The organism is Streptacidiphilus sp. EB103A (assembly GCF_041261405.1).
Lineage (GTDB): Bacteria > Actinomycetota > Actinomycetes > Streptomycetales > Streptomycetaceae > Streptacidiphilus.
The window spans coordinates 45,536-57,502 of record NZ_JBGCAQ010000021.1; the positions used below are offsets into that span (position 1 = coordinate 45,536).

Consider the following 11,967-nt stretch of genomic DNA (forward strand, 5'->3'; position numbering starts at 1 on the left):
CGCTGTAACCGTCATGACCGGCGCGCCCATTCCTCGGCGAGCAGCCGGTAGGAGGCGACCCGGTCCGCGTGGCCGTGGGTGATGGTGGTGATCACGAGCTCGTCGGCGCCGGTGGCGTCGCGGAGGATCTCCAGCTGGTCGGCGACCTGGTGCGGCGAGCCGGCGAACTGGGTCTCCACCCGGTCCTGGACCAGCGCCCGGTCCTGCTCGCTCCAGACGTGCGCGCGGGCCTCGTCGGGGGTGGGGAACTGGATCGCGCCCTCGCCGCTGCGGATGCTGCGCACCCACAGCCCGTAGCCGGTGGCCAGCTCCCGCGCGGTGGCCTCGTCCTCGGCGACCACGACGTCGGCGGAGACGCTGACGTAGGGGCGGTCGAGCACGGCGGAGGGACGGAACGCGGCCCGGTAGCCCTCGGCGGCCTCGACCACGGTGGCCGGGCTGACGTGGTAGTTGGCCGCGAAGCGCAGGCCGTTGGCGCCGGCGACCTCCGCGCTGGTGCCGCCGCTGCTGCCGAGGATCCAGACCTGGAGGTCCGCGCCCTCGCCGGGCACCACATGGGCCTCCACGCCGTCGGCGGTGCTGTAGCTGCCTTCGATCAGCGCGAGGATGTCGTCGACCTGCTCGGCGTAGTCCTGCGCCTCCGCGTTCGGCTGCTGGAGCAGCTTCTTGTGCAGGGCGAAGCGGGGGGAGCCCAGCAGCTGCCGGAAGTCGAACTTCGCCGGGATGCGCAGCCCGTTGGAGGTGTAGCCGTCGACCACCGCGGTGCCCCCGACCAGCGCGGGTTCGCGGACCGGCGGGGTCGGCCGGCCGCCGGAGCGGCCCAGGCCGAGGTCGAACCGGCCCGGGTGCAGCGCGTCGAGCAGGCCGAACTCCTCGACGGTCGCCAGCGCGGTGCGGTGGCCCAGCTGGACCGCGCCGGCGCCGAGCCGGATCCGGGAGGTCGCGGCGGCGGTCAGCGCCAGCACGACGGCGGGCGAGGTCCCGGCGACGCCGGGGTTGAGATGGTGTTCGGCGAACCAGTAGCGGCTGTAGCCGAAGCGTTCGGTCTGCCGGGCCAGGTCGATGCTGTTGTGCAGGGCCTGCCTGGCGGTGGAACCGGAGCTGATCGGGACCAGGTCCAGGACGGCGAGCGGAGTGGGGGACACGGTCAGACTCCTTCAGGGGCCGCGATGGGGGCCGCGATGGGGACCGGGGCGGTGACGGGGGCCCAGGCCCAGGGCGGGTCAGGGATGGACCGGCGCAGCACCGGTGCGATGTCGGACTGGAACAGCTCCAGCGAGTCACGGTGCTGAGCATCCGTCAGCCCGCCTGCCTCGGCGTGCAGATGCAGCACGCTGTGGCCGAACTGCTCGTGGTAGCGGTGCACCTTGTCGACGATCTGCTGCGGGCTGCCGATCAGGGCGGAGCTGCGCTCGACGAAGTCCTCCAGGGTGGGGAACACCGGCTCCACGCCGAGCCGCTTCTGGAAGCCCAGGTAGCCCTCGAAGACGGGGCGGTAGTCGGCGAGCGCCTGCTGCGAGGTCGGCGCGGCGTAGAAGCCGGCCGTGCCGGCACCGACGGCGGCTTGGGCCGGGTCGTGGCCGTAGTGCTCCCAGCGCTCGCGGTAGTAGCGGACCAGCTCGGCGTAGGGCTCGATGGGGTTGGTGACATTGGCGGAGAACAGCGGGTCGCCGTAGCGGGCGGCGAGGTCGACGGACTCCCGGCTGGTGGCGCTGCCGTGCCAGACCCGGACCGGATGCTGGAACGGCCGCGGCCAGACCTCCGCGTCCAGGAGTTCCGGGCGGAACTTCGGGGAGGCGGTGACCTTGTCGTTGCGCCAGATCTGCCGGAACAGCTCGTAGGACTCGGCGTTGCGGTCCCACTGGTCCTCGGGGGTGACCTGGAACAGCTCGCGCTGGGCGGCTCCGTTGCCCTTGCCGATGATCAGCTCCAGCCGGCCGCCGGACAGGTGGTCCAGGGTGGCGTAGTCCTCGTAGGCGCGCACCGGGTCGAGCAGGCTGAGCGTGGTCACCGCGGTGAACAGCCGGATCCGCTTGGTCAGCGCGGCGACATGGCTGAGTACGACCGGCGGGGAGGAGGAGATGAAGGGACGCTCGTGCCGCTCGCCGACGCCGAAGCCGTCGAAGCCGAGCTCCTCGGCGAGCAGCGCGCTGTCGAGCACCTGGCGGAAGCGCTCCTGGGTCGACGGTTGCAGGCCGGTGACCGGGTCGGGGGAGTGGACGATCAGGGTGATGGTGATGAACTTCACGACGCGGCCCTCTCCTCGGCCCGGTTCTCGCTCTGGTTCCGCGGTGCGGCCAGGCCGAGGTGGTCGCGCAGGGTGGTGCCCTCGTACTCGCTGCGGAACACCCCGCGCTCCTGGAGCAGCGGGACGACGGTGTCGGCGAACTCGTCGATGCCGCCGGGGGTCAGGTGCGGGGCGAGGATGAAGCCGTCGCCGGCGTCGGTCTGCACGAACTCGTTGAGCGCCTCGGCGACCTTCGCCGGGGTGCCGATGAAGGACTGACGCCCCGTCACCTCGATGATCACCTCGCGGGTGGAGAGGTTCTTCGCCGCGGCGAGCTCCCGCCACTGCCGGGCGACATCCAGCGGGTCACGGTTCATCCGGACGCTGGCCCGGCCCTTGGCGATGGTGTTCTCGCCCACCAGCGGGTCGATCTCGGGCAGCGGGCCGTCCGGGTCGTGGTCGCTGAGGTCGCGGTTCCAGAGCTGCTCCAGGAACTTGATCGCGGTCTGGCCGCTGACCTGCTGGCGGCGGATCAGCGCGGCCTTCTCCTGGGCGTCGGCGTCGGTGTCGCCGAGGACGAAGGTAGCCGCGGGCAGGATCAGCAGCTCGTCGCGGCTGCGCCCGTAGCGGGCCAGCCGGTCCTTGACGTCGGTGTAGAAGGCGCGTCCCGCCTCCAGCGTGCCGTAGCGGCTGAAGATGGCGTCGGCGGAGGAGGCGGCGAACTCGCGGCCTTCCTCGGAGTCGCCGGCTTGGAAGATCACCGGCCGTCCCTGCGGGCTGCGCGGGACGTTGAACTGTCCGGCGATGTCGAACTGGCTGACCCGGTGCTGGAACCGGCCGACGTCCGGGCCGGCCAGGAAGGCGCCGGACTCCTTGTCGGCGAGGATCTCGTCGCCGCGCCAGGAGTCGAAGAGGACCTGAGCGGCCGTCAGGAACTGCTTGGCGCGCTCGTAGCGGTCCTTCTCGGCCAGGAAGCCGCCGCGGCGGAAGTTCTGCCCGGTGAACTCGTCCCAGGAGGTGACCACGTTCCAGGCGGCGCGGCCCGCGGACAGGTGGTCCAGCGAGGCGAACTGCCGGGCCACCTCGTAGGGCTCGTTGAAGGTGGAGTTGATGGTGCCGGCCAGCCCGAGCCGGTCGGTGACCGCGGCCAGCGCGGCCAGGACGGTGAAGGTGTCCGGGCGGCCCACGACGTCCAGGTCGTAGATCTGGCCGCCCTGTTCGCGCAGCCGCAGGCCCTCGGCGAGGAAGAGGAAGTCGAACTTGGCGCGCTCCGCCGTGCGGGCCAGATGGACGAAGGAGCTGAAGTCGATCTGGCTTCCGGCGGCCGGATCGCTCCACACCGTGGTGTTGTTCACGCCGGGGAAGTGTGCGGCGAGGTGGATCTGCTTGAGAGGCTTGCTCATGCGACTGGCGTCCTTAGGTCTCGGTGGGGAACAAGCGCTCAGACAGAGGTGGCGGATGCGGAGTTGGAAGCAGCGGCGGCGTAACGGCTCTCGGGGCGGGGCAGGCCGAGCAGCCCGCGCAGGGTGTCCGCCTCGTAGCCGGTGCGGAACGCTCCCCGGCGCTGCAGCTCCGGGACCAGTCGGCGGGTGATCTGCTCCAGGTCGTACGGGAGGGTGGCGGGGCGCAGCCGGAAGCCGGTCAGCCCGGCCCGCTGCCACTCCAGCAGCAGGTCGGCAAGGTCGGCGGCGGTTCCGGCGAAGACCTCGGCGTCGCTGCTGAGGGCGGCCCCGGCCAGCTCGTCCAGCCGGTCCCGGCGGGCGGCGGCAGCGCCCGGGGCGTCGTCGAGGAAGACCAGCAGGTCGCCGAAGATGTGCACGGTCTCGTCGGAGCGCCCCGCGGCGGACTGCTCCGCGCGGATCTCGCCGACAATGGCGCGGGCGTCGTCCGCGTCGTGCGGGGTGATGAAACCGAGGTCGGTGGAGCGGGCGACCAGCCGGTAGGGGATGCTCTGGTGCGCCAGCGCGGTCACCAGCGGCTGGCCCTGGGGCGGGCGCGGGGTGATCGAGGGCCCCTTCACGCTGAAGGCCGTGCCCTCGAAATCAATGTAGTGCAGCTTCTCGCGGTCGATGAAGCGTCCGGTGGCGACGGAGCGGATCTCGGCGTCGTCCTCCCAGCTGTCCCAGAGCCGCCGCAGTACCTCGACATACTCGGCCGCCTCGTCGAACAGTTCGGCGACCTGGGCCTGGACCTCCGGCCGCTGGAGGTCGGCGAGTGTGAGCCGCGGCAGGGTCCGGCGGCCGAAGAGCTCCGCCTCGTGCGGACGTCCCGACACCTGTACGCGGACCCCGCCGCGTCCGCTGCTGACAAAGTCCAGGGTGGCGATCGCCTTGGAGATGTGGAACGGCTCGGTGTGGGTGACCGTCGCCGTCGGCACCAGCCCGATGTGCCGGCTGAGCGGGGCGATCCGGGCGGCGGTCAGCACCGCGTCCAGTCGGCCTCGGACCTGGTCGGTGCGCCGGTCCGGCTCGAAGGCGGCCGACGACTGCAGGCCGAGGGAGTCCTCGATGGTGACGAAGTCCAGCAGTCCGCGCTCGGCCTCGGCGACCAGGTCCGCCCAGTACGCCGCGGTGAAGAGACCCTCGGGACGGGCGTCGGGCAGCCGCCAGGCCGCGGGGTGCCAGCCGGTGCCGTCGAGGGCTACCGCCAGGCGGAGGGCAGATTCCGGGTGAGACTCCGGGTGAGACGGCGGGTGAGACATGGGGGGTCGCTTCCTGCTCGGATGGGTGCCCGGTGGTGGGTGCGGCGGGCATGCCGAAGGGAAACCGCGCCGGGCGGGCCCAGGGCGGAGTCGGCGGGAGGGAGGTGCTTCAGCGGGAGGGATGCTTAGGCGGGAGGGATGCTTCGGCGCGAAGGACGACGCTTCGGGCTCAGACGGCCGGACAGAGGGCGCTGGCGATGCGCTGAAGATCGATATGGCGACGCGAGTACGTACCCACTGGTCGACGCACTGCTCACACCTCCGGTTCAGCTTGCGCGCTTACAGGACTGCGCCGTCCTGTCGGGTCGTCACCTGGAGCACCCCGCCGCGTCGGAGGGTTGCTGGTCAGCCAGCCAGGGCTTGTTGCTGACGCTCGTAACCTGCTCACACGCTAACTCCGGATGGGTGCCGAACACAATCCCCACTGATCGACTGGGGATCGTGCAGGCCGTTCGGGGCCCTGCCGAATCTCTATCGAACAGATAGGCATTGTCTAAAACAGCTGGACGGGTTACGGTGTTCCCTGGTTATGAGCGTCAGCGTCAAGCCCTGGCTTGCTGACCGGCAACCCTCCGACGCGGCGGGGTGCTCCAGGTGACGACCCGACGGGACGCCCCAGTCCTGTAAGCGCGAGATCGAAAGCGGAGGTGAGAGCAGTGCGTCGGCCAGCCGGTACGTACTCGCGTCGCCACGTCGATCTGCTGCGGGTGAGCAGTGCCCTGTGTCCGTGTCCGGGGACGTCCGCGGTCTGCTGACCGCACACTTCTCGCTTCCCCCCTCGGCACCTGTCGCCCCCCTTCACGCCGTCTCGCCGTGCTCACACGGCGCGATGCCGCGTCCTCACGGGACGGAATCCACACCCCCATGAGCAGTCCGGACACCTCCGCGCGCACCGCTGTCGCGCCAGAGCCTCCGCCTCCAGTCACCGCCGACCAGCCCGCCGCCGACCGCCCTGCCGCCAACCGCCCACTGCACGAGCGCCCCGAGGACGGGCAGCTGCTCGCCGCGAAGCTCGTCCCGCTGCGCCGCCCCGGCCAGTGGGTCTCCGCGCTCGCCCTCCTCGTCCTGCTGGCGATGCTCGTGCACACCCTGCTGACCAACAAGCGGTTCCAGTGGGACGTGGTCGGCAGCTACTTCCTCAACGGGTCGATCGTGAACGGCCTGGTCCTGACGCTGTGGCTGACCGCGGCGGTCATGTCGACCGGCTATCTGCTCGCCATCGGGGTCGCCGCCATGCGGCTGTCCGGCAATCCGGTGCTGCGCTCGCTGAGCTTCGGCTTCGTCTGGCTGGTGCGCTCGGTGCCACCGCTGGTCCAGCTGCTCTTCTGGTACGAACTCGCCTCGCTGTACCCGCAGTTGTCGCTGGGAATCCCGTTCGGGCACGAGTTCGTCACGGTGCGGACCGCGCACCTGTTCAGCGGGATTCTCGCCGCCTACGTCGGGCTCACCCTGGATGTGGCGGCCTTCGCCTCCGAGATCGTCAGGGGCGGCATCCTGTCCGTGGAGCACGGCCAGACCGAGGCCGCCGAGGCGCTGGGCCTGGGCCGGGCCAGGATCTTCCGCAGGATCGTGCTGCCCCAGGCGATGCCGGCGATCATCCCGGCCTCGGGCAACCTGCTGATCGGCATGCTGAAGGCGACCTCCATCGTCAGCGTGATCGCGGTGCAGGACCTGCTCTACTCGTCCGAACTCATCTACAACCAGAACTACCTGATCATCCCGCTGCTGCTGGTCGCGACCCTCTGGTACATCATCCTCACCACACTGCTCTCGATCGGGCAGTTCTTCGTCGAGCGCCGCTACGCCCGCGGCAGCAACCGCCGCAGCGGCACCGGCTTCTGGCAGCTGTTCCGCGGCAACGTGCCGCTGTTCGGCGCGAACGGCCGGAGCGGACGCGAACTGGCGGGCCTGTCATGAGTACGGACGAGCACCAGGCCGACGAGCGGCAGACCCTGGCGCCCCTGGTACGGATCCGCGGACTGCGCAAGAGCTTCGGTGCGAACCTGGTCCTGGACGGCATCGACCTGGACGTGCGGGAGGGAGAGGTGACCGTGCTGCTGGGGCCCTCGGGCTCGGGCAAGTCCACCCTGCTGCGCAGCATCAACCACCTGGAGAAGCCCGACGCCGGTTTCGTCGAGGTGGGCGGCGAGATCGTCGGATACCGCCACCACGGCAGCAGGCTGCACGAGTTGGGCCATCGGACGGTCACCCGGCAGCTGGCCGCGGTCGGCATGGTGTTCCAGCAGTTCAACCTGTTCCCCCATCTGACGGTGCTGGACAACATCACCGAGGCGCCGGTCGCCGTCCGGGGCCTCTCCAGGAAGTCGGCCGCGCTGCAGGCCAGGGAACTGCTGGAGCGGGTGGGACTGGGAGGGCGCGAGAGCGCCTACCCTCGGCAGCTGTCCGGCGGCCAGCAGCAGCGGGTGGCGATCGCCAGGGCCCTGGCCATGGAGCCGAAGCTGCTGCTGTTCGACGAGCCGACCAGCGCGCTGGACCCCGAACTCGTCGGCGAGGTACTGGCGGTGATGAAGGACCTCGCTCTGAGCGGAATGACCATGATCGTGGTCACCCATGAGATCGGCTTCGCCAGGGAGGTCGCCGACTCCGTCGTCTTCCTCGACAGCGGACGGATCATCGAGTCCGGCGCCCCGGCCGACGTCCTCGCCAACCCCAGCCACGGCCGGGCCCGTGCCTTCCTCGCCGCGGTCCTGTAGCGGCGCGCCGCTCCAGCAGCACCAACGCCCCTACTACGGCACCTCCTTACCTTCTTCCCGGCCGCTTCGACCTCCCGAAAGGAACCACCGTGACGATGCGTCATCTCCCACGCAACGCCGTCGCCGCCATCACGGCCTCTGCCGCCCTCGCTCTGCTCACCGCCTGCGGATCGAGCTCCGGCACGACGGTGACCCCTGCCGCGGGCGCATCGTCGAGCGGCTCCGTCCAGGGGTCGTCGACGGCGATACCCACCCAGGACGTGGTCTCCTCGATCCAGGCCGACCCCGCGCTGAGGGCGGAACTCCCGGCCGCGGTCCGCAGCAGCGGCTCCCTCGCGCTGGGCAGCGTCAAGGTGGTGGGAACCTCGGGCCTTCCGCACGGCGGCCAGACCCCGGACGGCAAGGTCGTCGGTCTGGACGTCGACCTGCGCGACGCGGTCGCCAAGGTGCTGGGAATCAGTTGGAACGTGCAGTACGGCACCTTCCCCACCATCATCCCCGGTGTACAGAACGGGAAGTACGACGTCGGCATGTCCAACTTCGGTGCCACCAAGGCCCGGGAGAAGGTCGTCGACTTCACCACCTACCTGAAGGACGGTCAGTCCTTCCTCGGCGCCGCCGGACTGAAGATCGACAGCGCCAGCACCATCACCGACCTGTGCGGGTACAACGTCGCGACGAGCCCGGGGACGACCTTCCAGCAGCTCCTCACCGACGGCGCGTCCAAGTGCGCCGCGGCCGGCAAGAGCCCCTACAAGGTGCAGTACTTCGCCGACACCGCGCCGATCTTCCTCGGCCTGGCCAACGGGAAGATCGACATCGAGTTCGGGCCCACCCTGGCGCTGAAGTACGACGCGGCGCACATCCCCGGCACCAAGTACCTCGGCCAGGTCGGCACCACTCCGGTCGGCTTCGTCACCGCCAAGGGCTCGCCGCTGGCCAAGGTGCTCAGCGACGCGGTCAACAAGCTCATCGCCACCGGCGACTACGCCAAGATCTTCGCCAAGTGGGGGGTGCCGGACACCGGCGTCACCAGCTCGGTCGTCAACCCGCCCACCACCTTCTGAATCGGGAGGAACCCTCCGATGACCGAACAGTCCCTCCCCGCCCCGTCGCTCACGGTCGCTGACAGACCGCCGGGCGAGGCCCCGGCGGCCGACGCGCCGGCCGCCACACCCCTCTCCCGGCAGCGGATCATCCCGCTGCGGCATCCGGGACGCTGGATAGCCACCGCCATCGTCCTGGTCCTGGTCGCCCAGTTCGCCCACGGCCTGATCACCAACCCGTTCTACCAGTGGGACCGGTTCCAGTACTGGTTCGCGCGGCCGGTGATCCTGCAGGGCCTGCTGATCACGCTGGAGGTCGCCGCGCTGAGCGCGGTGCTCGGCCTGGTCGGCGGCATCGTGCTGGCGCTGGCGAGGCAGTCGAAGAACCCGATCCTGCGGGCCGTCAGCTGGACCTACATCTGGCTGTTCCGCTCGGTCCCGCTGATCGTCGTGCTGCTGGTGCTCTACAACTTCAGCGCCCTGTACAAGACGCTCAGTCTCGGGGTGCCCTTCGGCCCCGGCTTCGTCCACTTCAACGAGTCGGCGCTGGCCACCGACCTGGTGGTGGCGACGGTCGGCCTCAGCCTCAACGAGGCCGCCTACGCCGCCGAGGTGGTCCGGGCCGGCATCCTCTCCGTCGACCAGGGACAGCACGAGGCCGCGGCCGCGCTCGGGCTGCCGAAGGTCTACCAGTTCCGGCGCATCGTCCTGCCGCAGGCGCTGCGGGCCATCGTCCCGGCCTACGTCAACCAGCTCATCGGGTTGATCAAGGGCACCTCGCTGGTGTTCTACGTCTCGCTGCTCGACCTGTTCGGCGAGGTCCAGAACATGGGCAGCACCTACCCCGGCGACGTGGTCCCGCTGCTGCTGGTGGCCACCGTCTGGTACGTGATCCTGACCAGCGTCGTCTCCGTCGTGCAGTTCTACGTGGAGCGCCACTACTCGCGCGGCGCGCTCCGCACCGTCCCGCCGACGCCCCTGCAGAAGCTCCGAGCGAGCCTGCGACAGCTGCGCGAACGCGCCGACTTCGGAAGAACGGTGAACTCATGAGCGGCACGACCACCTTGGCGACCCCCCTGGCCACCACAGCCGCCGCCGTCGAGGTCCACGGCGCGCACAAGTGGTACGGGACCAACCGGGTGCTGGACGGAGTGGACCTCACCGTCCAGCCCGGACAGGTCGCGGTGATCCTGGGCCCGTCCGGCTCGGGGAAGTCCACACTGCTGCGGGCGATCAACCACCTGGAGCAGCTCGACATCGGGCACGTCAGCGTCAACGGCGAACTGATCGGCGTCCGTCGGCACGGCGATCGGCTCAAGGAGCTGGGCGAACGGGCGATCCTCGCCCAGCGCGCCGGGATCGGCTTCGTGTTCCAGGGCTTCAACCTCTTTCCGCACCTGACCGCGCTGGAGAACGTCGCCGCCGCCCCGGTGGCGACCGGCCGGGCCACCAAGGAGGAGGCGCGCTCGACCGCGCTCGACCTGCTCGCCCGGGTCGGTCTCGGCGACAAGGCGGACGCCTACCCGCGCCAGCTGTCCGGCGGTCAGCAGCAGCGCGTCGCCATCGCCCGGGCGCTCGCGCAGAAGCCCGGCCTGATCCTGTTCGACGAGCCGACCTCGGCGCTCGACCCGGAGCTCGTCGGCGAGGTGCTGGCCGTCATCAAGGACCTGGCCGGCAGCGGCACCACCCTGATCGTGGTCACCCATGAGATCGGCTTCGCCCGCGAGGTCGCCGACCTGGTCGTCTTCCTCGACGGCGGCCATGTCCTCGAACAGGGGACCCCGGCGGAGGTGCTGGACAACCCGCAGCACCCGCGCACCCGGGAGTTCCTCAGCAAGGTCCTCTGACCACCCCCTGTCCCACCCCTTCTCACCCTCTCATCCGCAAGCACAGCACCAAGATTCCCCAGGAGAACCATGTCCAGCGCCGTGTCCAGACGAGTCCGCCTCATCCCCGCCACCGCCGCTCTGAGCGCCCTCGCCATCGGGCTGACCGCCTGCGGGAGCAGCACCACCGCCAAGACGGTGACTGCGGCCGCGGGCGCTTCCGCGCCGGTCGGCAGCACCGTCGTCGCCGTCGGCGCGCTGTCGAACGGGGCCGCGACCGAGGTCGACCTCACCGTCCCCCAGGTCGACTCGATCCGGGCCGAGCTGCCCGCCTCGGTACGCGACAGCGGCGAGCTCACCATCGGTCTCGGCCTGCTTCCCACGGGATCCGCGCCGCTCGGCTACACCGGCTCCGACCAGAAGACCCTCACCGGCTCCGAGCCCGACATCGGCCGGCTGGTCGCGGCGGTCCTCGGCCTCAAGCCGGTGCTGTCCAACGCGACTTGGGACAACCTCTTCGTCGGCATCGACAGCGGCAAGAACGACGTGGGCTTCTCCAACATCACCGACACCGAGCAGCGCAAGACCAAGTACGACTTCGCCAGCTACCGGCAGGACAACCTGGGCTTCGAGGTCCTCAAGAGCAGCACCTGGAACTTCGACGGCACGGCGGAGAGCCTGGCCGGGAAGACCGTCGCCGTCGGCGCGGGCACCAACCAGGAGAAGATCCTGGAGAAGTGGCAGTCCACGCTCAAGGCCGAGGGCAAGACCCTCACCATCAAGTACTACCCCGACGGCAACAGCACGTACCTCGCCCTGGACTCGGGCAAGATCGACGCCTACTTCGAGCCCAACCCGGAACTCGCCTACCACATCACCCAGACCGCGAAGACGCCCAACGCGACCCGCAGCGCCGGCAAGTTCTCCGGCGCCGGCGCCAGCCTCCAGGGGCTGATCGCCGCCACCACCAAGAAGGGCGACGGCCTGGCCAAGCCCCTCGCCGACGCCATCAACTACCTCATCAAGACCGGCGACTACGCCAAGTGGCTGGCCGCCTGGAACCTCTCCAACGAGGCCGTCCCCACCTCCCTGGTCAACCCGCCCGGCCTCCCGCTCACCAACTCCTGACCACCCGTCAGGCCCGCCGCCCCTCCGTCTTGGACTACGGATGGGGCGGCGGACCCACTCCCGGAATCACGCCCACGGGCGCATCAGGAGGGGAGCGAACATGTCCACGATTCGTGGACAACAGTGGAGACGGGATCCGGCGGGTGGCGCATCCGGACACTTGGCGATGCGGAGCGTCGCGCGAAGTGCGTGGGTGGTGACGCCCCACGGCTGCAACGGCAGCGTGTGGTGGGGCGTGTTGGGCGCCGTCTCCCGGGCTCCGCCCGGACAGAAGCGGCTCCGCCGCGCGACAGCGGCCGGGGGCGGCCCAGGTCCGGCGCGAAGC

The 11,967-nt window shown here is 70.3% G+C and carries 12 protein-coding genes and 2 riboswitches; of the genes, 7 read left to right on the forward strand and 5 right to left on the reverse strand.

Annotation, left to right across the window (positions count from 1 at the left end; translation table 11 throughout):
- Window positions 1–11 precede the first annotated feature (11 nt).
- The 5 genes from ABH941_RS30800 to ABH941_RS30820 all read right to left on the reverse strand — a co-directional run bounded on the left by ABH941_RS30800 (window position 12) and on the right by ABH941_RS30820 (window position 5,178).
- Window positions 12–1,145, reverse strand: a complete 1,134-nt coding sequence (locus ABH941_RS30800) for an LLM class flavin-dependent oxidoreductase (protein ID WP_370132857.1) — start codon at window positions 1,143–1,145, stop codon at window positions 12–14.
- A gap of 2 nt (window positions 1,146–1,147) precedes the next feature.
- Window positions 1,148–2,248: an LLM class flavin-dependent oxidoreductase gene (locus ABH941_RS30805; RefSeq protein WP_370132858.1), complete on the reverse strand. Its 1,101-nt coding sequence runs from the start codon at window positions 2,246–2,248 to the stop codon at window positions 1,148–1,150.
- On the reverse strand, window positions 2,245–3,630 hold the full coding sequence (locus ABH941_RS30810; protein WP_370132859.1) for an NtaA/DmoA family FMN-dependent monooxygenase: 1,386 nt from the start codon (window positions 3,628–3,630) through the stop codon (window positions 2,245–2,247). The genes ABH941_RS30805 and ABH941_RS30810 overlap by 4 nt, the downstream gene beginning before the upstream one ends.
- 38 nt (window positions 3,631–3,668) lie before the next feature.
- Window positions 3,669–4,928 carry an LLM class flavin-dependent oxidoreductase gene (locus ABH941_RS30815; RefSeq protein WP_370132860.1) on the reverse strand — a complete coding sequence of 420 codons (1,260 nt, stop codon included), beginning with the start codon at window positions 4,926–4,928 and terminating at the stop codon, window positions 3,669–3,671.
- Window positions 4,929–5,097: 169 nt separating this feature from the next.
- The gene (locus tag ABH941_RS30820; protein ID WP_370132987.1) at window positions 5,098–5,178 is read right to left on the reverse strand and encodes a putative leader peptide; all 81 of its coding nucleotides are present in this window, start codon (window positions 5,176–5,178) and stop codon (window positions 5,098–5,100) included.
- Window positions 5,179–5,198: 20 nt separating this feature from the next.
- Window positions 5,199–5,309, reverse strand: a riboswitch (SAM riboswitch).
- Between the two features lie 144 nt (window positions 5,310–5,453).
- Window positions 5,454–5,564: riboswitch (SAM riboswitch) on the forward strand.
- Window positions 5,565–5,584: 20 nt separating this feature from the next.
- Between ABH941_RS30820 and ABH941_RS30825 the strand changes: the two genes are divergently transcribed.
- From ABH941_RS30825 to ABH941_RS30855, 7 genes are all read left to right on the forward strand, one after another.
- Window positions 5,585–5,683, forward strand: a complete 99-nt coding sequence (locus tag ABH941_RS30825; RefSeq protein ID WP_370132861.1) for a putative leader peptide — start codon at window positions 5,585–5,587, stop codon at window positions 5,681–5,683.
- 109 nt (window positions 5,684–5,792) lie between these two features.
- Window positions 5,793–6,845 carry an amino acid ABC transporter permease gene (locus ABH941_RS30830; RefSeq protein ID WP_370132862.1) on the forward strand — a complete coding sequence of 351 codons (1,053 nt, stop codon included), beginning with the start codon at window positions 5,793–5,795 and terminating at the stop codon, window positions 6,843–6,845.
- 44 nt (window positions 6,846–6,889) lie between these two features.
- Window positions 6,890–7,642, forward strand: coding sequence for an amino acid ABC transporter ATP-binding protein (locus ABH941_RS30835; protein WP_370132988.1), 753 nt, complete (start codon window positions 6,890–6,892; stop codon window positions 7,640–7,642).
- Between the two features lie 95 nt (window positions 7,643–7,737).
- Window positions 7,738–8,709 carry a transporter substrate-binding domain-containing protein gene (locus tag ABH941_RS30840; RefSeq protein WP_370132989.1) on the forward strand — a complete coding sequence of 324 codons (972 nt, stop codon included), beginning with the start codon at window positions 7,738–7,740 and terminating at the stop codon, window positions 8,707–8,709.
- 18 nt (window positions 8,710–8,727) lie between these two features.
- Window positions 8,728–9,738: an amino acid ABC transporter permease gene (locus ABH941_RS30845; RefSeq protein ID WP_370132863.1), complete on the forward strand. Its 1,011-nt coding sequence runs from the start codon at window positions 8,728–8,730 to the stop codon at window positions 9,736–9,738.
- On the forward strand, window positions 9,735–10,535 hold the full coding sequence (locus tag ABH941_RS30850; RefSeq protein ID WP_370132864.1) for an amino acid ABC transporter ATP-binding protein: 801 nt from the start codon (window positions 9,735–9,737) through the stop codon (window positions 10,533–10,535). Before ABH941_RS30845 ends, ABH941_RS30850 begins: the two co-directional genes overlap by 4 nt.
- Window positions 10,536–10,604: 69 nt before the next feature.
- On the forward strand, window positions 10,605–11,642 hold the full coding sequence (locus ABH941_RS30855; RefSeq protein ID WP_370132865.1) for a transporter substrate-binding domain-containing protein: 1,038 nt from the start codon (window positions 10,605–10,607) through the stop codon (window positions 11,640–11,642).
- Window positions 11,643–11,967: the final 325 nt, after the last annotated feature.